This is a genomic window from Bradyrhizobium sp. LB8.2 (assembly GCF_040548035.1).
In the GTDB taxonomy this organism is placed as follows: Bacteria; Pseudomonadota; Alphaproteobacteria; order Rhizobiales; family Xanthobacteraceae; genus Bradyrhizobium.
On the sequence record NZ_JBEPQV010000018.1, the window covers coordinates 83,551 to 104,612 of the forward strand.

At 62.6% G+C, this 21,062-nt stretch carries 24 protein-coding genes and 2 pseudogenes; 10 read left to right on the top strand and 16 right to left on the bottom strand.

Features of this window, described 5'->3' with window-relative positions; translation table 11 throughout:
• Positions 1-409: 409 nt before the first annotated feature.
• Positions 410-619 (top strand): GDCCVxC domain-containing (seleno)protein, encoded by a 210-nt coding sequence (locus ABIB06_RS21920; RefSeq protein WP_354052021.1) that lies wholly within the window; start codon positions 410-412, stop codon positions 617-619.
• A 553-nt stretch (positions 620-1,172) separates the two neighbouring features.
• A pseudogene (locus ABIB06_RS21925) lies at positions 1,173-1,580 on the top strand (GNAT family N-acetyltransferase); the annotation flags it as partial.
• Between the two features lie 15 nt (positions 1,581-1,595).
• Here ABIB06_RS21925 and ABIB06_RS21930 read toward each other — a convergent pair.
• Positions 1,596-1,874, bottom strand: a complete 279-nt coding sequence (locus ABIB06_RS21930; RefSeq protein WP_354052023.1) for a hypothetical protein — start codon at positions 1,872-1,874, stop codon at positions 1,596-1,598.
• Between the two features lie 82 nt (positions 1,875-1,956).
• Between ABIB06_RS21930 and ABIB06_RS21935 the strand changes: the two genes are divergently transcribed.
• Together ABIB06_RS21935 and ABIB06_RS21940 are read left to right on the top strand one after the other, a co-directional pair.
• Positions 1,957-2,241, top strand: a complete 285-nt coding sequence (locus ABIB06_RS21935) for a helix-turn-helix domain-containing protein (protein ID WP_354052024.1) — start codon at positions 1,957-1,959, stop codon at positions 2,239-2,241.
• A gap of 332 nt (positions 2,242-2,573) precedes the next feature.
• A complete protein-coding gene (locus ABIB06_RS21940) occupies positions 2,574-2,762 on the top strand; it encodes a hypothetical protein (RefSeq protein WP_354052025.1) in 189 nt (62 codons plus the stop codon).
• A 71-nt stretch (positions 2,763-2,833) separates the two neighbouring features.
• Here ABIB06_RS21940 and ABIB06_RS21945 read toward each other — a convergent pair whose 3' ends face one another.
• The 11 genes from ABIB06_RS21945 to ABIB06_RS21995 form a co-directional block, all read right to left on the bottom strand.
• A complete protein-coding gene (locus tag ABIB06_RS21945; protein WP_354125634.1) occupies positions 2,834-4,111 on the bottom strand; it encodes a cyclic nucleotide-gated ion channel in 1,278 nt (425 codons plus the stop codon).
• The gene (gene ccoS, locus ABIB06_RS21950) at positions 4,080-4,241 is read right to left on the bottom strand and encodes a cbb3-type cytochrome oxidase assembly protein CcoS (RefSeq protein WP_148752182.1); all 162 of its coding nucleotides are present in this window, start codon (positions 4,239-4,241) and stop codon (positions 4,080-4,082) included. Before ccoS ends, ABIB06_RS21945 begins: the two co-directional genes overlap by 32 nt.
• Positions 4,241-6,430: a cation-translocating P-type ATPase gene (locus ABIB06_RS21955; protein ID WP_354069884.1), complete on the bottom strand. Its 2,190-nt coding sequence runs from the start codon at positions 6,428-6,430 to the stop codon at positions 4,241-4,243. Before ABIB06_RS21955 ends, ccoS begins: the two co-directional genes overlap by 1 nt.
• 9 nt (positions 6,431-6,439) lie before the next feature.
• Positions 6,440-6,925, bottom strand: a complete 486-nt coding sequence (locus ABIB06_RS21960; protein WP_354052030.1) for a FixH family protein — start codon at positions 6,923-6,925, stop codon at positions 6,440-6,442.
• 15 nt (positions 6,926-6,940) lie between these two features.
• Positions 6,941-8,407, bottom strand: a complete 1,467-nt coding sequence (ccoG, locus tag ABIB06_RS21965) for a cytochrome c oxidase accessory protein CcoG (RefSeq protein ID WP_354052032.1) — start codon at positions 8,405-8,407, stop codon at positions 6,941-6,943.
• Between the two features lie 101 nt (positions 8,408-8,508).
• Positions 8,509-9,384 carry a cytochrome-c oxidase, cbb3-type subunit III gene (ccoP, locus tag ABIB06_RS21970; protein WP_354052034.1) on the bottom strand — a complete coding sequence of 292 codons (876 nt, stop codon included), beginning with the start codon at positions 9,382-9,384 and terminating at the stop codon, positions 8,509-8,511.
• Positions 9,385-9,390: 6 nt separating this feature from the next.
• Positions 9,391-9,555 carry a cbb3-type cytochrome oxidase subunit 3 gene (locus ABIB06_RS21975; protein ID WP_354052036.1) on the bottom strand — a complete coding sequence of 55 codons (165 nt, stop codon included), beginning with the start codon at positions 9,553-9,555 and terminating at the stop codon, positions 9,391-9,393.
• 13 nt (positions 9,556-9,568) lie between these two features.
• On the bottom strand, positions 9,569-10,303 hold the full coding sequence (ccoO, locus tag ABIB06_RS21980) for a cytochrome-c oxidase, cbb3-type subunit II (protein ID WP_354052038.1): 735 nt from the start codon (positions 10,301-10,303) through the stop codon (positions 9,569-9,571).
• Positions 10,304-10,313: 10 nt separating this feature from the next.
• Positions 10,314-11,963 (bottom strand): cytochrome-c oxidase, cbb3-type subunit I, encoded by a 1,650-nt coding sequence (ccoN, locus tag ABIB06_RS21985; protein WP_354052039.1) that lies wholly within the window; start codon positions 11,961-11,963, stop codon positions 10,314-10,316.
• Positions 11,964-12,248: 285 nt separating this feature from the next.
• Positions 12,249-12,674 (bottom strand): CBS domain-containing protein, encoded by a 426-nt coding sequence (locus ABIB06_RS21990; RefSeq protein WP_354052041.1) that lies wholly within the window; start codon positions 12,672-12,674, stop codon positions 12,249-12,251.
• Between the two features lie 36 nt (positions 12,675-12,710).
• Positions 12,711-13,544 (bottom strand): universal stress protein, encoded by an 834-nt coding sequence (locus tag ABIB06_RS21995; RefSeq protein WP_354052043.1) that lies wholly within the window; start codon positions 13,542-13,544, stop codon positions 12,711-12,713.
• Positions 13,545-13,751: 207 nt separating this feature from the next.
• Here ABIB06_RS21995 and fixL point away from each other — a divergent pair, with 207 nt between their 5' ends.
• From fixL to ABIB06_RS22015, 4 genes are all read left to right on the top strand, one after another.
• A complete protein-coding gene (fixL, locus tag ABIB06_RS22000; RefSeq protein ID WP_354052045.1) occupies positions 13,752-15,269 on the top strand; it encodes a sensor protein FixL in 1,518 nt (505 codons plus the stop codon).
• 3 nt (positions 15,270-15,272) lie between these two features.
• Entirely contained in the window at positions 15,273-15,890 is a 618-nt protein-coding gene (gene fixJ / locus ABIB06_RS22005) for a response regulator FixJ (RefSeq protein WP_354052047.1), read from the top strand.
• A 45-nt stretch (positions 15,891-15,935) separates the two neighbouring features.
• Entirely contained in the window at positions 15,936-16,355 is a 420-nt protein-coding gene (locus tag ABIB06_RS22010; protein ID WP_354052049.1) for a response regulator, read from the top strand.
• 103 nt (positions 16,356-16,458) lie between these two features.
• Entirely contained in the window at positions 16,459-17,157 is a 699-nt protein-coding gene (locus ABIB06_RS22015; RefSeq protein ID WP_354052051.1) for a helix-turn-helix domain-containing protein, read from the top strand.
• Positions 17,158-17,226: 69 nt separating this feature from the next.
• Here the strand turns inward: ABIB06_RS22015 and ABIB06_RS22020 are convergent, their stop codons facing one another.
• A complete protein-coding gene (locus ABIB06_RS22020) occupies positions 17,227-17,733 on the bottom strand; it encodes a hypothetical protein (protein WP_354069882.1) in 507 nt (168 codons plus the stop codon).
• A 309-nt stretch (positions 17,734-18,042) separates the two neighbouring features.
• Positions 18,043-18,297, bottom strand: a complete 255-nt coding sequence (locus ABIB06_RS22025) for a host attachment protein (RefSeq protein WP_354052055.1) — start codon at positions 18,295-18,297, stop codon at positions 18,043-18,045.
• A 157-nt stretch (positions 18,298-18,454) separates the two neighbouring features.
• On the opposite strand from ABIB06_RS22025, the gene ABIB06_RS22030 reads away from it, so the two are divergent.
• Positions 18,455-18,667, top strand: coding sequence for a hypothetical protein (locus ABIB06_RS22030; protein ID WP_354052056.1), 213 nt, complete (start codon positions 18,455-18,457; stop codon positions 18,665-18,667).
• An 81-nt stretch (positions 18,668-18,748) separates the two neighbouring features.
• Positions 18,749-18,856: pseudogene (locus ABIB06_RS22035) on the top strand (carboxymuconolactone decarboxylase family protein); the annotation flags it as partial.
• Between the two features lie 322 nt (positions 18,857-19,178).
• Here ABIB06_RS22035 and ABIB06_RS22040 read toward each other — a convergent pair.
• Both ABIB06_RS22040 and ABIB06_RS22045 read right to left on the bottom strand, forming a co-directional pair.
• Positions 19,179-20,291, bottom strand: coding sequence for an ABC-type transport auxiliary lipoprotein family protein (locus tag ABIB06_RS22040; RefSeq protein ID WP_354052058.1), 1,113 nt, complete (start codon positions 20,289-20,291; stop codon positions 19,179-19,181).
• A gap of 3 nt (positions 20,292-20,294) precedes the next feature.
• On the bottom strand, positions 20,295-21,062 hold the full coding sequence (locus tag ABIB06_RS22045; protein WP_354052059.1) for an ABC transporter ATP-binding protein: 768 nt from the start codon (positions 21,060-21,062) through the stop codon (positions 20,295-20,297).

Below are 21,062 nucleotides of genomic sequence, written 5' to 3' on the forward strand. Positions count from 1 at the left end.
AGACGGCTTCAAGTGCCGCGCACAATCAGTTCCCAAGGATGGAAAGGCCGCTCCTCGGGGCGGCCTTTCTGTCAGCACAGGAGGAAAATCAAATGCATCCGAAAGCGCCCGCTTGCCCTGACACCGAAAGGTCGCGTTCGAGAGCCATTTGGTTGCGTCAACTCGCAGAAGGTGCCGGAGACTCGGATTCCCGCATAGACTCGAAATTTTGACGGACGAGTATGACGAGCTTGCGAGGTCAATCGGATTTGAAGACAGCGAAGTTGATTAGGACAGGTGTTCAGCGCAGCGCTCCTAGCCGTGGCATGGGCCATCTACGCTCGCAGCGCAGCGCTCACCGCTGCCGCCCTCGCAATCGCAACCTTGTTTGTTGGTACACCTGTTGAAATTCATGAGGACGCATCGGTAAATGCAGTTGCAGTCTATATTGACCTGTCCGCAGTGTGATCACCGCTCGGCTGAGACAATGCCAACTGACGCCTGCCAATTCTTCTATGACTGCCAGGGCTGCGGCATCCGATTGAAGCCTAAGCAGGGCGATTGCTGCGTGTTCTGCTCTTTCGGTTCAGTTCCTTGTCCGCCAGTTCAGAAGAACGGGAAAGGCGCCTGCTGTAACTGAGCCCTTGTTGCGACCGCGCGGCCTAGTGGAGCGTCGCGCGAACGCCGCGCAGACCCGGGACCGGGTAGACCCGCGCGGCGCATGCCCCATCTGGAAGGACAAGGGCCGCGCGCCCGCACACGCGGCCCTCACCTATGGGTGAAATCGTCCCCGTAAGATTGCGATTTGTTGCGCGGCCTGTTTTCCCCGTCCTCTGTCGCTTCCGCCTGACGGCCTGAACGGCTGATAGCCAAGCAGTCGGTCGGTCAGTGCGTATCTCTATATACGCACTAACCGACCAACCGACCTGCGAGGGTCGGTTAGTTAGGGCGGTCGGTCTGAGATCAGCTAAGTAATTGTGAAGTCGGTTAGTCCGGTCGGTCGCTCTTCAGACCGACCGACCACACGTAAAGCGACGGACTGCAAAATCGGACCAACCGACCAGCTAATTTATTGTTCTTGCGATTAATTATGACGCTGCCGCCTCCGAGGTCGGTTTGTCCCGAAATCAGACCAACCGACCAAGCGGGCCGCTATCGCATACGACAAAGGGCGGCCCACATGGACCGCCCCCCATGTGACACCGCACGACCTCCGCCTGCGCTTCTTTGCACCGATGAAGGAATTCACTCACGAATTTATCGCGCGCCTGAGCCAGCTCGACTATGCGCGTGCGATGGCCTTTATCGCGTTCGACGAGGCGACCGGCGAGATGGTGGGCGTGGTCCGCCTCCATTCGGACTCGATCTACGAGAGCGGCGAATACGCGATCCTGCTGCGGTCCGACCTCAAGGGCAGAGGGCTTGGATGGGCTCTGATGGAATTGATCATCGACTACGCCAGAGCGGAAGGGCTGAAGGCCATATCGGGCGACGTGCTGAAGGAGACCACCGTGATGGTCGAGATGTGCCGGCAACTCGGCTTCGAGGTCAGGCCGGATCCGACCGAGCCTGACATCTGCGACGTCCGGCTCAAGCTATGAGCGCGCTCGCGCGCTTTAGGAGCCCGCTTCGGCGGACGTTGCGGCGGACTTCTCCGCCGTCATTCGCAAGTTCTTGGCGACGATCGCGACCAGCGGCACGAGCACCGGCACGAGCATGCTGAGCGGATGCTGAACCGCGCCTGACACTTGAGCCTGAAGCGCGCGCGCCTCAAGCTGAGGGGCTTCGATGGATGCGCCGTGATTTTCATTGGCAAGCTCAATGTCGCGGCCGGACGGGGCGCACCCGGCGATGACGAAGAGGACCGCCGCGAAACGCTCGATGGCGTGCGTCACGTCTCCGGGTTGATCCATCGCAAGGAAGCGGCGCAGACTTCGCCATATTCTGCGGTTTAGAAAACAAATTGGGATTGGATCAATGTTGGAAGACGTCTTCGCTTTTGCAGATGAGGCATTGCCCGGCACAAAGGTAATGCCGCCATACTCCGAGGCCCAATTTCTGGCCGAACTCGGAAACCGTGTGCGCAGCGCGCGTATGCATTGCGAAATGTCGCGCCGGGAACTTGCTCGCAAGTCCGGCATCTCCGAGCGGTATATTGCACAGATCGAGGGCGGCAAAGGCAATGTCTCCATCGTCCTGTTACTCCGACTTGCCTCGGCGATTCACCACACCCAACCGAAGGCGCGGCGGAATGGAGCTTAAGAGAGACGTGTCGACGGCACCAGTTCCGACTGTTCGAAATTCGCCCAGGTCTCAAGAAAACATCGGTTGTCCCACCTTTCGTTTTCGACGCAGCTCAACGTCGCCATGCCCCCCTCGTCGCAAAATCGGGCCATGAACTGGATTGCAGACTTTTGGTCGCGACTTCCAAGTCCGCTAGGGTGGCGGGAAATTGCGACGGCGCCGTTTGATCGCGAGATCGAGCTGGCCGTCATCAGCGATCACGTCGCCCCGCTGAAGCGAGCGTGCCTGCGCCACGGTAACGGCTGGCTTGATGCCGAAACACTGAGACCCGTAACCGTGACCGCGACGCATTGGCGCTACCGGATGCCAACCACGCTGCCGATGAGCTGCTGCTGATGAAAGAACCGCTGTTTATCAAACGAATAGCCATAGTCTGGTTTGCGGGATCCCGATTCGGTTCTCGGCGTAAGCGCCCGAACTGGACGCTGCTGATATTATTCACCGCGATCATGTTCGCGTTGCTGCTGCTGGCGCGCTGACCGCGGCCCACGGCGCTTGCAGGCCACCGCGAGGCACAAATACCGCCGCATCAGATGCAGCGGCGTCCGCTCTAGATAATCTTGGTATTTGGCAGTTCAGCCGGTATCAGATCACCGCCTGTTGTTTCCAATTCTTCGCCCAGTCGCGCCTGCGCCGCGTCTCGGATGCGGGCCGCAATCTGCGGCTCCCGGTCCATCAGGCTGTGCAGGTCGGAAGCGTCGAGCGCAAGCAGGCGGGTCGTTTGCAGCGCAATCACGGTTGCCGAACGGCGCGATTGCCGCAAGGCGGCGATTTCGCCAAAGAAGTCACCAGCGCCGAGATGGACATGCTTGTGGCGCAGCCTGATCTCCACCTCTCCATCCAATATCAAATACATCGAATGCGCAGGCTCGCCGCGACGGGCAATAGTCGTTCCCTTGTCCACCTTCTGCGCGCGGAGAATCTTCATCACATCTGCGATCTGTGCAGCAGTTAATTCGCTGAACAAGGGAACCCTCGCCACCAACCCCCAGGTGACGACAAAATCCCTGCGATGCACTTCGTTGGCAAATGCCGTCGCCACGATACCTACTGGCAGCGCCACCATCAGCAGCCCGACGAAGATCGTCAATCCGGCTATCAGCCGGCCACCCGTGGTTATCGGTACGGCGTCGCCATACCCTACCGTTCCGAGCGTCACGATCGCCCACCACATCGCGTCGGGGATGGTGCCGAACCTGTCCGGCTGGGCGGCACCTTCGGCGAGATGCATCAGTGCAGCCGCCATCAGCGTCGCGCCACATAGAATCACAAAGCAGCCGACCAGCGCCCGACGCTCGGCATAGAGCGCCTCCAGTAACGAGCGCATCGCGGGAGAACAGCGGGTGAGCTTGAAGAAGCGTATCAGGCGCAGGACCAGAAGTGCTTTAAAATCGGCCGCTATGAACAGGGGCAGCCAGAATGGCAGCACCGCAGCGAGATCGATCAGCCCGGCTGGACTTGCCGCCAGACGCACGCGTGAACGGATTGCGCCGAACCGTCGCCACCTCGGATGTTCGATCGCCGTCCACAGCCGCGCTGCATACTCGATCGTGAAGGTGAGCAGGGCAGCATACTCGATCGCCTGAAACGCCTTGGCATACTGGCCTGCCAGCCTCGGCACGGATTCCAGCACGGTCGCGGCGAGCGTGACAACTATGAGCCCGATCAGTGTCCAGTTCACGACCGCACCGAATCTATCGACGCCGGAGCCCTGATCGAGGATGCCGTATAGACGTTGACGAAATTGCGTTCCCTGATGAAGGCGAGACACCGTTACCTCTCCGCCGACGACGGCTTCAGACCGAGCGGTCCTGCGGCGGATCATCATCAGCAATTGCGCGCCAGGCGGCGCCGTCGAGATCGTCGTACTGACCGCTGCGGAGCGACCAGAGGAAGGCGACGAGGCCGGCTCCGCCGAGGGCCAGCGCCAGCGGGACCAGGATGACCAGGATTTCCATCACACGATCTCCCGCGAGCCGCTGCGCGCCCGCAGCGAGTTCAGCATCACCAGAATTGAGGATCCGCTCATCGCCGCAGCCGCGATCAGCGGCGTTACCACGCCGCTGATCGCAACCGGCACCGCCAGCACATTGTAACCGATCGCAAGCCAGAGATTTTGCCGCATCAGATGCAACGCCTTGCGTGCCGAATCGATGGCGGCGACGACCGGCGCCAGCGGCCGGCCGAGGAAGACGAGATCGGCGGTGGCCTGGCTGAGATGCGCGGCCGAGATCGGCGACATCGAGACATGGGCCGCCGCGAGCGACGGCGCGTCGTTCATGCCGTCACCGACCATCAGCACCTTTGCGCCGCGCTGCTTCAATTCCTCGATCCGCGCGATCTTGTCGGCCGGCGTGACGCCGGCCCGCCACTCGGCGATGCCGAGCGCATGGGCTGCCGCAATCACCGCGGGCTCGCGATCGCCGGAGAGGATCTCGATGCCGATATTGTGCGCCTTCAATGCCGCGATCACGGCTGGGGCGTCCGGGCGAAGGCCCTGCCGCACGGAGAAGATGAATTTTTCGCTTCCCCTGCTGAAGGCCACGATGGAGGCCTCGGGATCGAGGTTGTTCCCGCTGACCAACGCTTCTGCGCTGCAGAAGGTTGGACGGCCGAGGCGGATCTCAACGTCGTCAACTGTGGAACGCACGCCCTGCCCGGCCTCTTCGACCGCATTGAGGATCGGCGATTTGGCACCCGCGGCCTGCGCGACGGCAGCCGCGACAGGATGATGGCTCGACAACGCGAGCCGGCCGGCGAGTTGGAAGATATCAGCGGGAATGTCGGCCGCGTTCGTGACTTCGAGAGCCGGCAGCGTCAGCGTGCCGGTCTTGTCGAAGATGACATGGTTGACTTCGGCCAGGCGCTCGATGGCATCGCCGGAATTGAGCAGCACGCCGGACTTGAACATCGCGCCCGAGGCGATCGCCTGCACCGTCGGAATCGCAAGCCCGAGTGCACAAGGACAGGTGATGATGAGGACCGCAACGCCGGTGATGATCGCATCATGCCAGCTCGCGCCGGCGATGACCCAGCCGAGAATAGTGATGAGCGCGGTCGCATGCACCACCGGTGCGTAGAGCCGCGAGGCACGATCGGCGAGCCGCATGTAGCGCGAACGGGCCTGCAGCGCGTTGTCGAGCAGCCGCGTGATCTCGGCGAGCAGCGTCGCTTCCGACGCCGCCGAGACCCGCACCCGCAGCGTGCCGGAGATGTTCATCGAGCCCGCATAGATCGGCGTGCCCTGCTCCGCAGTGACATAGAGCGTCTCGCCGGTGATCAGGCTTTGATCGATCTCGGAACGCCCCTCGATTACGGTGCCGTCGATGGCGCAGCGCTCGCCTGGCCGCAGCAACACGATGTCGCCGGGATGGATTGCAGCGACAGGCACCTGTAAAATCTCATCAGACCCGACGAACTTGGCCGCAGTCTCCGCCTTCAGCGCCGCGAGATTGCCCGCGACCGCGCGAGTCCGCCGCCGCATGTTCTGGTCGAGGAAGCGGCCGACCAGCAGGAAAGTCAGCAGCATGATCGCCGCATCGAAATAGGCGTGCTCGGCGTGGCGGACGGTCTCGACCACGGACATGCCGAGCGCGAGGCACACGCCGATCGAGATCGGCACGTCCATGTTGGTGGTCTTGTTGGACAGCGCGCGCCAGGCCGAGCGGAAGAACGGCTGGCCGGCATAGGCCACCGCCGGCAGTGCGATCAGCGCCGAGAGCCAGTGGAAGAAGTCGCGCTGCTCGGGCAGCATGTCCGAGACGTTGCCCGACCATACCGGGATCGACAGCATCATCACGTTCATGGTGGCGAACGCCGCAACGCCGAGGCAGCGCAGCAGGAAGCGCGATTCCGCGATCTCGGTCGCTTCCGCGATCTCGGTCTCGTAGGGATAGGCCTTGTAGCCGAGTTCCTCGAGCCGATCGATGAAGCGGACAGGATCGAGCGTGCCCTCTTTCCATTCCAGCGCGACGCGCCGGTCGGTGAAGTTGACCCGCGCCAGCGTGACATCAGGAATGGCCGACAGACCGCGCTCGATCTTGGCCATGCAACCCGCGCAGTGAACGCCCTCGACCGCGAGGTCGATGTGCTGAAGGCCAGCGCCCACGGCGCGGACATAGTGAGAGAAATCGCGTGTCACCTGCATGGTGGGATCTCAGTTCAGGATCACGCGGTTACGCGACAGGAACACGCGGTCGCCCTTGGCATCGCCCTCGATGACGAGATCCCACTGACCCGGCGCGACCGATGCGGCATCGCCGCGATAGATGCCGCTGCCCGCCTCGGATAGCTCGACCGCGAGGTCTGCGCGCTTATCGGTCGGCCGCTCCAGGCGGCCCTCGAATTTCAATCCGGTCACCGGCTGGCCCGCCGCATCGCGCGCGTCGAGCTGGAGCACGGCGTGGCCGTCGGCGCGCCGCTCGATATGCGCACTGACTTTCCAGTTGCGCGCGACCTGGTCCCGTGCCGCCGAGATCTCGCGATCGTAAGTGAGGCCCGCGGCATAGGGGCTGTCGACGTCGGTGCCGGGCAGCGTCGCGATCGCGAGCTTCATCATGGTGACGTTGACGCCGATTACGACGCCGAAAAAGGCGACCAGCATCAGGAACACGTTGGATCCGGTCAGCGGCTTGGTGGCCATGGCAGTCTCCTGGTGTTACGGCGAGACGAAATTGTCGGTGGTGGTGGCAACCTCGCCGAGCCCGATATCGGTGACGTGGAAGCGCACGGGGATCGATTTCTCCGGATTGCTGTCAGCTGGCGCAGTGACGAGCAGCCGCAGCTCGCTGGTGGAGTCGCGCGGGATCACGATCATCGGGCGGTCCGGCGTCACGGAATCGGCACCGACGACATGTATGGTCAGATTAGCCGGGCCGTCCGCATCGATCGCGACGACGCGATCATATCCGCTCTTGTTCAGAAGACGTACCGTATAGGCGTTTCGAATCGAACCGTCGCTGAGCTTGACCGCGACCGGGTTGCGGTCGTGCAGCACGTTGAGGTCGAGCAGAGTGCGGGTCGCCAGCACGTAGAGCATGATGCCGCCGACGGCCGCGATGATCGCACTGTAGGCGATGGTGCGAGCGCGGACGATGCGATAGATCGGCGCCTTTCCGTCCAGGCGGCGCTGGATGTTGATGTCGTTGTCATAGCCGATCAGCCGCTTCGGCCGGCCGATCTTGGTCATGACGTTGTCGCAGGCGTCGATGCAGAGCCCGCACTGGATGCATTCGAGCTGCGGCCCGTTGCGGATGTCAATGCCGGTCGGGCAGACCGCGACGCATTGATAGCAGTCGACGCAGTCGCCGACATGCGCGCCGAGTGCGCGCAGCTCCGCGGCCTTCTTCACCGAGGTGCGCTTCTCGCCGCGATCGTAGCGGTAGGTGACGTTGAGCGCCCACTCATCGGTGAGCGCGGCCTGGATGCGGGGCCACGGGCACATATACGTGCAGACCTGCTCGCGCATGAAGCCGGCGAGCACATACGTCGTCGCCGTCAGGATGCCGATCCAGATATAAGCGATCATTGGCGCCTGCAACGTGAGAAGCTGCTTCACCAGCGTCGGCGCATCGTTGAAATAGAGCACCCAGGCGCCGCCCGTCCACCAGGCGATCATCAGCCAGATCGCATGCTTGAGGGCGATCTCGGAGACGCGCTTGAGCGTCAGCGCACCGCCCGCCTTGTCCTTGCGCATCCGCTCGCGGCGGTCGCCTTCGACGAAGCGCTCGACGGCGTAGAATAGGTCGGTCCAGACCGTCTGCGGGCAAAGATAGCCGCACCAGATGCGCCCACCGACCGAGTTCATCAGAAACAGCGCCACCGCGGCGACGATCAGCAGGCCCGTGAAGTAATAGACCTCCTGCGGCCACAGCTCGATGAAGAAGAAGTAGAAGCGGCTGTTGGGAAGATCGACCAGCACCGCCTGGCTGGGCGCGCCGACGCCGCGGTTCCAGCGCACGAAGGGCAGGAAGTAATAGACCCCAAGGCAGAATGCCATGAGGCCCCATTTGATCCGGCGGAAGGTCCCGGAGATGCTCTGGGGATACACCTTCTTCTGGGCCACATAGAGCGGTCCGTTATCGTCGTCCGATGTGAGCTCGTTCGGGTTCACGGTCTTGTTCATCGCCTGGGACTTCTCAAGGTGCGATTCAACCTAGCCCCGACCACGCCGCGTCAGTTGATCCAGCTCAAGCGGAGGCGTTTCTGTTCGCCCCCGCCCCTCAACTATTTTCCGCCGCCCAGGGAGTGGACGTAGACCGCCATCGCCTTGATGGTGGAAGGATCAAGCCGTCCTTCCCAGGCCGGCATGACGCTGGCGCGGCCCTGGCTAATGGTCTCGATCAGGGTCGCCTCGTCAGAGCCGTAGAGCCAGATCTTGTCGGTCAAATTGGGAGCACCGAGCTCCGGGTTGCCCTTGCCGCCATCGCCATGGCAGGCGACGCAATTGTCCGCAAAGATCTTCTCGCCCCTGGCGGCGTCATAGCCCTTTCCGGTTGAGAGGCCCGACAGCGACCTGACGTAATTGGCGACCGAAACGATCTCGTCGCTCTTCAGCACGCCGTCCTTGCCGAAGGCGAGCATCTGGCCTTCATGGGTCTTGGCATGACCGGAGCGGGCACCAAACTGGATGGTCTGCATGATCTGGTCGAGCGTGCCGCCCCACAGCCAGTCGTCGTCGTTCAGGTTCGGATAACCCGTGGCGCCGGCGCCGCCGGAGCCGTGGCACGGCGCGCAATTGTCGCCGAACACGGTCTTGCCCTTGGCGCGCGCGAGCGCCAGCAAGGCCGGATCCTTCTCGATGTCGGCGAGCGAGGCCGCGCCCAACGCCGCCATCTTGTCGCCCCTGATCTTCTCGAGATTGGCGAGCTCGACCGCGACGTCGGCGCGCGTCGAGTAGCCGAACAGCCCTGTGGTATTGCTGGAGATCAGCGGCCAGGCCGGATAGACGATCCAGTAGCCGATCGCCCAGACGATGGTGAGATAGAAGGTGATCACCCACCAGCGCGGCAGCGGCGTGTTGAGCTCCTTGATGCCGTCCCATTCATGCCCTGTCGTGGATCTGCCGGAAACGGAATCGAATTCGCCATGATGTTCGGTCATGATGTCTTACTCCTCCCGCAGCGGCAGCTGTGCCGCTTTGTCGAACTCAGCCTTGTTGCGGGGCCAAAGTGCGTAGGCGATGATCGCGAGAAAGATCGCGACGAAGACCGGCGTCCAGATCGTGGTCACGAGACCCGAGGCGAGATTGTCGAGTGTCAGAATGGCTTTCATCGGTGGTGCCTTCTCAGCGAAGATTGGCTTTCTCGTTGTAGATCTTGAAGTCGACCAGCGTGCCGAGCATCTGGAGATATGCGATCAGGGCATCCATCTCGGTCGGCGTGCCGGCCTTGCCGTCAAAATTGCGCACGACCGCCTTGGCGTAGCGTTTGGTGAAGGCGTCGGTGCCGGCATTATCCGGATCGGCCTGGGCCTTCATATCGGCGGCCGCGCTGGCGATCTGGTCGTCTGTATAGGGAACGCCGACCGTCCGCAGGGTGCGCATATGGTCGCCTATCGTCCCAGGATCGACTTCTGTCGAGCTGAGGAAAGGATAGCCCGGCATGACCGATTGCGGAACGATCGCGCGCGGATTGCTCAGATGAGTGACGTGCCAGTCGTCGGAATACTTTGCTCCGACACGAGCAAGGTCAGGACCGGTGCGCTTCGAGCCCCATTGGAACGGATGGTCGAACATGCTCTCGGCCGCGAGCGAGAAATGACCGTAGCGTTCGACCTCGTCGCGCAAGGGACGGATCATCTGGGAATGGCAGAGATAGCAGCCTTCGCGGACGTAGACGTTGCGGCCCGCGAGCTCCAGCGGCGTATACGGCCTGATGCCATCGACCACCTCGATCGTGCTTTTGAGGTAGAACAGCGGCGTGATCTCGACGAGACCGCCGATCGCGATCACCAGCAAAATGCCGACGACCAGGATGATCGAGTTCTTTTCGAAGACTTGGTGACGTGTCCAGAACGACATGGGAAGCTCCTCATTCCGCCGCCTGAAGAGCGACGGGCATCTGGACTTCCTGTTCGCCTGTGCGAACCGTCATCCAGAGATTGTAGGCCATGATCAGCGCGCCGATCAGGAACAGCGCGCCGCCGGCGGCACGGATGACGTAGAAGGGATGCATCGCCTCGACGGTCTCGATGAAGGAATATTCAAGAAAGCCGAGCGAGGTGTAGGCGCGCCACATCAGGCCCTGGAGGATGCCGGACACCCACATCGCCGAGATGTAGAGAACGATGCCGAGAGTGGCGATCCAGAAATGCCAGTTGACGAGCTTCAGGCTGTAGAGGCCCTTGCGATTCCAGACCCACGGCACCAGGCAGTACAGCGCGCCGAAGGAGACGAAACCGACCCAGCCGAGCGCACCGGAATGCACGTGGCCGATGGTCCAGTCGGTGTAGTGGCTGAGTGAATTGACCACCTTGATCGACATCATCGGTCCCTCGAAGGTCGACATGCCGTAGAAGGCGACGGAGACGACGAGCATGCGCAGCACGGGATCGGTGCGCAGCTTGTCCCAGGCGCCCGACAGCGTCATCAGGCCGTTGATCATGCCGCCCCACGAAGGCATCCACAGCATGATCGAGAAGGTCATGCCGAGCGTCTGCGTCCAATCCGGCAATGCCGTGTAGTGCAGATGGTGCGGACCTGCCCAGATGTAGAGGAAGATCAGCGCCCAAAAGTGGATGATCGAGAGCCGATAGGAATAGATCGGCCGCTCCGCGCGCTTCGGAATGAAGTAGTACATGATGGCGAGGAAGCCCGCGGTCAGGAAGAAGCCGACCGCGTTGTGGCCATACCACCACTGGAACATCGCATCCTGGATGCCGCCCCAGGCGATATAGGATTTGGAGCCGAAGAACGACACCGGCAGCGCGGGGTTGTTGCCGAGATGCAGAACCGCGATCGTCACGATGAAGGCAAGATAGAACCAGTTCGCCACGAAGATGTGCGGTTCCTTGCGCTTCAGGATGGTGCCGAGGAAGACCAGCAGATAGGTGACCCAGACGATGGTGAGCCAGAGGTCGGCATACCATTCCGGCTCGGCATATTCCTTGGACTGCGTGACGCCGAGCAGATAGCCCGTGCCGGCGATGAGGATGAAATAATTGTAGCCGAGCACGACGAACCAGGGCGCGAGATCGCCGACGAGCCGCGCGCGGCAGGACTTCTGCACGACGTAGAACGATGTCGCGATCAGGACGTTGCCGCCGAAGGCGAAGATCACGGCGGAGGTGTGCAGCGGCCGCAATCGGCCGAATTGAATCCACGGCAGGTCGAAGTTCAGCGCGGGCCAGGCCAGCTGCGAGGCGATGATGAGCCCGACCAGGAAGCCCGCGATGCCCCAGACCATCGCCATGACGGCGGAGAACTTGATCGGGCCCATGTTGCAGTTGGGACGACCATTGATCTCCGCAGGCGGCAGCGCCGCCGGACGATCGTAATAGCGGTTGATGATGAAGAACACCGCGGCCAGACTCGCCGCCGCACTCAGTCCGGCGTGAAAGGCGAACGGCGCGTCGAGCGCCTTGGCCGAGGCGATCAGGCACAGGAAGGCAGTGACCGCGAACAACGCCGCCAGGCCGCTTTCACCTGACGTCATGGACTTGGAGATGGAGGGCTGGGGCATCGCGGATTCTCTCTGAAAGAACACGCCGCCAGAAACCACATTCACCCTCGCCGAGAATTGATTGAGATCAAGATTGGTCTTTGGTTCTTCGTATGAGCGGTATTTTGGTAACGGCCCCGTCCATTTAGGGCGCAGCCAGATGAAGTACTCCTGCTGCCCCCGCGCCGTCATTGCGAGGAGCTCTTGCGACGAGGCAAACCAGGATTTCGCCGTGGCGGCAGTCTGGATTGCTTCGCTTCGCTCGCAATGACGGAGGCTGCAACCCTACCGCTTAGCTTGAGACACTCACGCGCTCGCGGTCGCCTTCAGCGCCGTGATGACGTCCTCGCGCGCGACGATTCCGACCAGCTTTTGAGTGCTGTCGAGCACGATGATGCTCCGGATGCGGTGCTCGACCATGATCTGGAGCACGCGAGTCAAGCGCGTGTCGGGACTGACATAAATGAACTCGGGTGTCATGACGTCGCCGACCTTGCGGCTCATCAGGTCGTGATAGCGCGGCAGCATCTGGCTCGGCGTGAAGGCAAAGCACTTCAGGATGTCGAACTTGGTGACGATGCCGACCACCTGACCGTCATCCTCGACAGGATAGGAGTTGAAATCGTCCTGCTCGAACATCTCGCTGAGCGCGAGCAGGTCATGGTCGCGCTTCACCGTTTTGACGTTACGCGTCATGTAGCCGCCGACGGTCTGCTCAAGGAATTTGTACACGGCGCGTCCTCATCGATTCGTCTTGAGTTCGAAGCGTCAGTGCGACAGCAGCACACATCGGGCGGTTTGCGTGACTAGATATTGCGTGACGCCGCCGAGGATCAGCTCGCGGAAACGCGAATGGCCGTAGGCGCCGGCGACGATCAGCCCGGCCGCGATGTCGTCGGCAACCTTCTCCAATCGTTGGGCGGCAGTTTCTGCTCCACCCGCTCCCGAGACCCGCGCTGTCGCGGTGACGCCGTGGCGGGCGAGCCAGGCGGCAACGTCGCTGACCCGCCCCACCACGGCCGAACGGTCGTCATCGTCCTCCGGAATTTCTACGATGGTGACGTCCCTCGCCTTTCGGAGCATCGGCAGCGCATCGGCCACGGCGCGGCGCGCCTCGGGCGTGTCCTTCCAGGCTACGAGAACATTGCGCAGATCGAGCCAGGTGATCCGGTCAGCCACGGCCAGAAGGGGTCGGCCGGCCTGCATCACCAGATCCTTCGGGCTTACCAGCGAAAACGCATCGGAGAAGGCCGGGCTCTGTCCGCCACTGACCACGATGTCGGCGCAGCGCGCCTGCGCCAGGACGAATCGCGCGGGAAAATCTGCGGAGCTGCGCCATTCCGCGCGCCCGGCGCGGGTCCTGGTGGCAGCGTGGAATTCGGCCTCCAGATCGGCAAGACACCTCTTGACCGAGACCTCCTCCTGATCGATCAGGCGTTGGGCCGCAGCGCCATCGGTGAAATAAATCGGCGGCGCGAACTTCACTGCGGCGACCCCGACGAGTGCGGCCTCGTATCGTTCGGCGAGCTCGCCCGCAACCTGAAGGCGCGCATTGTTGGGCTGATTCAGCGCGAGGCTCACCATCACGGTCGCGTATGTCATCGGGCGTCTCCGCTGGACTGTGCTTTGACGAAAATTGTAGCCCCGCGGCGATCCGGCAGGATGAGCTAGATCAAATCGCCCTCGCCGTGCCGCGGGAAATCCGCCAACGGAATCAGACATCGGAACTTGCCACCGGGGCTTCCTTGGGCGAAATTGCCGGCAGGTCGCGGCGGTTCGCCCCCGGACAGCAGAATAGGGAGCAACCACGTGTCGCCGACCCGCGTAACGCATCCGCCACACGATCATCGCGGCGAGCATTTCCGGGTCCGGATCGAAGGATTCGGCGTCGGCACCTGGGATCTCGACCTCACGACGCGCGAGCTGGAATGGTCGGAAACCGCGCGGATGCTGCTCGGTATCGAGCGCGGCAGACCTGCGACCTACGATCTATTCCTGTCGCGTCTCGAACCCGACGACCGCGCGCGCGTCGAGACCGCGATCAAACAGGTCTCCGAACGCGGCGGCGGTTTCGACGTCTCCTTCAGAATTGCCGGGACGTCCGACCGGGGCAAATGGATCAGGGCCCGTGCCGGCCTGATCAGGGACGATGCCGGTGTCGCGCGCCATCTCAGCGGCATCTTTCTCGACGTCGACGCGGAGAAGCAGGTCGAGGAAACCCTGCGTACGCGCGAGACCCACCTCCGTTCCATCCTTCATACCATCCCCGACGCCATGATCGTCATCGACAGAGGCGGCATCATGCAGCTGTTCAGCACGGCGGCCGAACGCCTGTTCGGCTGGTCCGAGCAGGAGGCGATCGGCCAGAACGTCAGCATGCTGATGCCGGAGCCGGATCGCACCCGCCACGACGGCTACATTGCGCGCTATCGCTCGACGAAGGATCCGCACATCATCGGCATCGGCCGCATCGTGACCGGCAAGCGCCGTGACGGCACCACGTTCCCGATGCATCTGTCGATCGGCGAGATGCAGTCCGGCGGCGAGCCCTATTTCACCGGCTTCGTTCGCGACCTCACCGAGCACCAGAAGACGCAGGCGAGGCTGCAGGAGTTGCAGTCGGAGCTCGTCCATGTCTCGCGACTGACCGCGATGGGCGAGATGGCCTCCGCGCTCGCCCACGAGATCAACCAGCCGCTGGCGGCGATCAGCAACTACATGAAGGGATCGCGGCGGCTGCTCGCCGGCAGCACCGATCCCAACACTGCGAAGATCGAAACCGCGTTGGACCGCGCCTCGGAACAGGCGCTGCGCGCCGGCCAGATCATCCGGCGCCTGCGCGACTTCGTCTCCCGCGGCGAATCCGAGAAGCGGGTCGAGAGCCTGTGGAAGCTGATCGAGGAGGCAGGCGCGCTCGGCCTTGCCGGCGCGCGCGAGCAGAACGTGCAGCTCCGCTTCAATCTCGATCCCGGCGCCGACCTCGTCCTCGCCGACCGGGTGCAGATCCAGCAGGTTCTGGTCAATCTGTACCGCAACGCGCTGGAAGCGATGGCGCAGTCGCCGCGGCGCGAGCTGATCGTCACCAACAGGCGCGTCACCGACGACATGATCGAGGTCGAGGTGTCGGACACCGGCTCCGGCTTCCGGGAAGACGTCATTCCAAACCTGTTTCAGACCTTCTTCACCACCAAGGAGAGCGGCATGGGCGTGGGACTGTCGATCAGCCGCTCGATCATCGAAGCTCACGGCGGCCGCATGGTGGCCGAGAGCAACGCATCGGGCGGCGCGACATTCCGCTTCACTTTACCGGCAGCCGATGAGACCTGAGCAATGACGACCAAGGGACATGTCTACGTTATCGATGACGACGAGGCGATGCGGGACTCGCTCAACTTCCTGCTGGATTCCGCAGGTTTTGGCGTCACGCTGTTCGACAACGCGCAAAGCTTCGTCGACGCCCTGCCCCGCCTCGCCTTCGGCTGCGTCGTCTCCGACATCAGGATGCCGGGCCTCGACGGCATCGAGCTGTTGAAACGGATGAAGGCACAGTACTCGCCCTTCCCGATCCTGATCATGACCGGCCATGGGGACGTGCCGCTCGCGGTCGAGGCAATGAAGCTCGGCGCCGTCGACTTCCTCGAAAAGCCGTTCGAAGACGACCGTCTCACCGCCATGATCGAGACCGCGATCCGTCAGGCCGTGCCGGCGGCCAAGAGCGACGCCATCGCCCAGGACATCGCTGCTCGCGTCGCTTCCCTGAGCCCCAGGGAGCGGCAGGTCATGGAAGGCCTGGTCGCGGGCCTCTCCAACAAGCTGATCGCCCGCGACTACGACATCAGCCCGCGCACCATCGAGGTGTACCGCGCCAATGTCATGACCAAGATGCAGGCGGGCAGCCTGTCGGAACTGGTCCGGCTGGCGATGCGTGCCGGCATGCTAAAGGATTGAGGCAGGTCAAAACGGCTCCCCCCCCGTCCGTGCTACGCGATCGGAATGATCGAGATCGTCTCGCACCAACGGCGGCCAATGGCATCATCCGCACAGCCTATCGTCTACGTAGTCGACGACGATGAGGCCGTGCTGGGATCGCTGCGCTTCCTGCTGGAAGCCGATGGCTTTGCCGTGCGGACCTTCCGGAACGCCACCGCGCTGCTTAACGCGACGAGCCTGCCCGGCGCGGATTGCTACGTGATCGATTATAAGATGCCCGATATCAACGGCATCGAGCTCGCCGACCGCTTGCGCCAAACCGACGGCGCCGCCCCGATGATCCTGATGACCGGCGATCCCGACCGCAATATCTCGGCCCGGGCGGCAGCGGCGGGCGTGAAAGACGTGATTTTGAAGCCGCTTCTAGATGAAAACCTGGTCAAGCGCATCCGCCGCGCTATCCAGGAACGGCACGAAAACTGACTTACGGGATTCTACGTAAGGGCACCTCCCTAAGATATCGCTCGAAATTTTCAGGCTGCGCAACCCCGCGTAGCAATGCGTCATCACAACGGAGATGACGCAGATGCTGACCCAGATACTCAACACCAAGACGATGAACACCCGGATCGGCGGCCAGATTGCTCCTGCCCATTCCCTCACCGACCAGTTTGGCGCGATCACCGGCCACGTCGGCCTTCTCGCCACCGAGTTTTCCTACTGCAAGGACGAAGAGATCTACGGGGAGGACGAGCCGGCCGAATACGTCTATCAGGTCGTCACTGGCGCTGTCCGCAGCTATAAGCTCCTCTCGGACGGTCGCCGCCAGATCGGCGCCTTTCATCTTCCCGGCGACGCGTTCGGCCTCGAATCGGTGCCCACCCACCGCCTCGCCGCCGAAGCCATCATCAACACCACCCTCCGCCTCGTGAAGCGTGCGAGCCTCGAAAAGGCCGCCGGCACCGACGTGCAGGTCGCCCGCAAGCTTTGGGCGATCACCGCAGGCGAACTTCGCCACGCCGAAGACCACATGCTGCTGCTGGGCCGCAAGACCGCGATCGAGCGTGTTGCGACCTTCCTGCTTGAAATGGACCGCCGCCTCGCGGTTGCCGGCATGATGGCACTGCCGATGTGCCGCCGCGACATCGGCGACTATCTCGGCCTCACGTTGGAGACCGTGTCGCGCGCGTTGTCGCAGCTTCACGCCCAGGGCATCTTGGGCTTCTCCGGCGCCCGCCAGATCGTCCTGCGCAACCGGGCGCGCCTGCACAATCTCGACGCCTGATTTCTTGTTTCTCGCCACCTGTTTGGCCGGCTGAATTCGTTCAGCCGGCCGTTTCTTTTGTCGCGACGCCTAGCCGGCATCGGCTTCCGCCGTATGCACGCGAACTTCGTGCTCGCAGCGCGCACCGCGTTTCCTGAGAAAATCGGCGACATCCCCGACCCTGCCACGCGCCCCATCCTGTTCGTTCGCCGTGCAGACCTCGACGATCGGGACCTGCGATGCTCGGGTCAGGAAAGGCAGCGCCTCCCGAGCCGCCAGGTGCGCTTCCCTTGTGTCCTTCCAGCCCACGAGGATGCGATCGACTGTCCGGCGTGTCACGCCGTCCGGCACCAGAAGCGCGGGACGCTCCATTCGAATCGCGCCGACAGGATCGACGTTGTGGGGATGAGCGTCGTCGAGCTGCTGGCGCTTGAGGACGACGAGATCGGCAGCCCTGGCCTGCTCGACCAGACTCCGTCGGAAACTCGATTGCCGAGCGCCACTCCACCATCTCGGCCGGCGAACGGACAATCTGCCTGAACCACGCCTCTTTGGCTGCAGCGCTGCCCGAAAGCGTTCGAGGTCCTCCGACGCCATCTGCTCGATGATAACGCCCTCGACCGCGAATGTGGGCTCTACGGCGATCGCCGAGGCGGCGAGGATGAACGTCCCAAAGCTGCTCGTGAGGCCTTCCGCGATCGCAATCTGCCCTTCTTCCTGCTGTTTCGGTTCAAGCTAGACCATGACGCTGACGAAAACATGCATGTCCTTCCTCCGTGCATTGAGGCAGGAGGGCACTGTACCCCTGCATCAGCCAGCGCCGGGCTTGACACATATCAAGCGAGCCAGTTCTTCCCTGCCGAGACATCGCGCGAGATCGAGAGCGGATTTCCCTCGCGCTCGGCTCTACGCTTCCATGCGGTGCTTTGCGATATCGCCGACCGGATGCCTCGTGAGATCCCCGGTCAGCTCCGCCACGATCCGCCGCTTGACGCCGGGATGAAGCTCCGAGCAAAGTGCAGCCAGCGTCCGCGGCGGCGCGACGACGATCAGCGCGATCGATCGTTCGCTGCGGACTACGCGCTCCGCGGCCGCCGCCACGTCGCTCACGAAAGGCCGCTCTTCAAAGGAACAGCGACCTTTCCTGCGGTCGCCGAACACAACTACAAGATGCGGCTTTTGATCATTGCACGCCCTCGTTGCTGATAGTTTGCGGCTTTGGCGTTCACCCCGGAAGATGCTTGATCCCAATCAAGGTCCGAGCACCCACAGTGCGACAGGATATTGAGCGGCCTGGGCAAGTAAGCGAGACGGAGACATGTCCCGATTTATCGTTCGTTTCCTCAAGAACATCGTTGGCGACAGAGGTCAACTTTTTGAGGCATGCCAACACACGACAGACGTCGACGCACATGACGAAGCCGAGGCTTTGCGATTGGCCAAGCAGCAGTTCTGCGCGTTGCGGGCGGTGGGCGACTGGACGCTGCATGCGGACCGCGTTGAGGTGAAGTCGGCCGACTTTCCGTCCTGAACCCGATCTGATGGGCAAACAGAGCGGCACGCCTCTCGGGCTTTACCCCCCGGTCACCGGCTTGCGGTCGTGACCGTCGCATCCGAGGCGCTGGTCAAGCCCGGCGCGACGCGTCAGGAAGTCGAGGAGACGCATGGCGTGGCCATCTACATGGGCGGCGGGCCCTCGCTGATGTATGCCGCGGAAAGCAGGCGTCGAAGATCCCACGCGGGCCGGCACCTAATTTTGTCGAAGATTAGATCGTTTCTCCTCGGCCTTAAGGCGATTGCGTTGCATTCCCGTCGGTATCCTGACGGAGCAACGGTCGACGCGCGGATCACCTTCCGTAGAAGATTGCATCTCAATCAGCAGTTGATGCATGGCTTGGCCCAAGGTCGTACGCAGCAGAGCATGGACGACCGTTGCGGCATCGGCCGTCCCCGCGCTCTTCAGCTATTGTGGTGGTTGATGACATGCATACGCCTGGACGACGTTGCCTTCGGGACATCGACGCAAAATGAATGAAGCCGAGCTATCTTCGCATCGGCGCCTCGGCTGTCCAATTGATCATTTCCTCTGCGATCCGGGCAAACGCGGCATCGAAAGCCGCAACCGCGGCTGTCGGTTCAATCCTGTCGAGTTTCTCGCTCGTTTCCAGCAGCCTTGAAGTGATTACCTTGCTGTCCTTATCGACGATCCTCACCGAGAATTCGATCTCTACGCGCGGTTCACCTCCCGTTGCAATGCGAAAGCGCCTGATATCAATGAGTAGCTGGTTATCCGCCTGCCCCAAATCAGCCGTACGCAGCGGGGCATGGGCCATGTCGTAGTTTTCAAAACTGTCGATCAGCCGCGCCTGCACCAGCTTGGGAATGCTGTCGGCCCACAGGAAGTCCGCAAAGCCCGGATTATCGCCGCCTGATGCAAACAGCATGCGCTGGGTCTGGAGCATCGCGACCGCGGTCGGCTCAGGAATGGCCAGTGACGCCGAGAATGTCTTGCCGGCCGGTCCGAGGTTTTGTGGCGCATGCAAATCATAGGTGATCTTTTGTGCCGGCGCGCCGCCACCGGTCATCTTTTCGAGGCCCGCCAGAATACCGTCGAGCTTGCCGGTATTGCGCGCGAGGCCGTCGGAGAAGGTCTTGAAATTGGCGATAGTATCTTTCAGCGGACCGGAATTGTCCTGCAGCACCGAATCGACGCGCCGCAACGCATCGCGCGCCGCCTGCGTCATGCTCTGGCCTGCGCCGGCTTCGGCCGTCAAGGTCAAGGTCTCACTGGATTCGCCGACGATCATGCCGCCCTCCAACGTCACTACAGGCACACCAGTCAGCCCTTGGAAATCGAGGCCGACCTCGGTATCGGCGCGCACTGGTGTGGTCGAAGCGACCGATATCGTCGCATTAACGAAGCGCGGATTGTCCGATGCAAGCCCGAGCTGGGTGACCTCACCAACGCGGATGCCGTTGAACAGAACCCCGGCGCCGACCAGAAGCCCGGGCACCGGACCGTGGAATTGCACGTGATAGCTCGCGCGGGGCCCGATGCCGCCAGTGTTGTTCAGCCAATAGACGAAGCCGAACACGGCGAGGATCGCGGCCAGCACGAAACTGCCGATCAGCACGTAGGGAGCGCGGGTTTCCATGTCTCATCTCATCTCGTGTTGAAGCATCTGCGAGCGCTTGCCGTGGAAATAGGCACGCACCCAGGGATGCTCGGATTGCAGCAGTTCGCGCATCGGGCCGATCGCCACGATCTTGCCGTCGGCGAGCGCGGCGACGCGGTCGCAGACCGTAGTCAGACTCGCAAGGTCATGAGTGACCATGAACACGGTCAACCCCAGCGTCTTTTGCAGCGTCCCGATCAACTCGTCGAAATCGCCGGCGGCGATCGGATCGAGCCCGGAGGTCGGCTCATCCAGGAACAGGATCGGCGGATCGAGCGCGAGCGCGCGGGCCAGCGCCACGCGCTTGGTCATGCCGCCGGACAGCTCGGCCGGATATTTGTCCGCATCCTGCGCCCGCAGTCCGACCATCTCCAGCTTGGCGATCGCGATCTCGTCCATCAGCTCTTTCGACAGCACGAGATTTTCGCGCAACGGAAACTGGACGTTCTGTCGGACCGTGAGCGACGAGAACAATGCCCCCTGCTGGAACAGGATGCCCCATGTCGTGGCCGCGCGTTTCGTGCGGCCGCCGATCGGCTGGCCCATGACTTCGATGGTGCCGCTTCGGCGCGGGATGAGGCCAATGATGGTTCGCATCAGAACCGACTTGCCGCCACCAGAGGCCCCCACCAGCCCGAGGATCTCGCCCTTGCGAACATCGAGCGACAGATGGTCGAGCACGGTCTGGCGGCCGAAACCGACCACGAGGTCGCGGACGCGGATCGCCAACTCTTCTTGCGATTCGCCCAT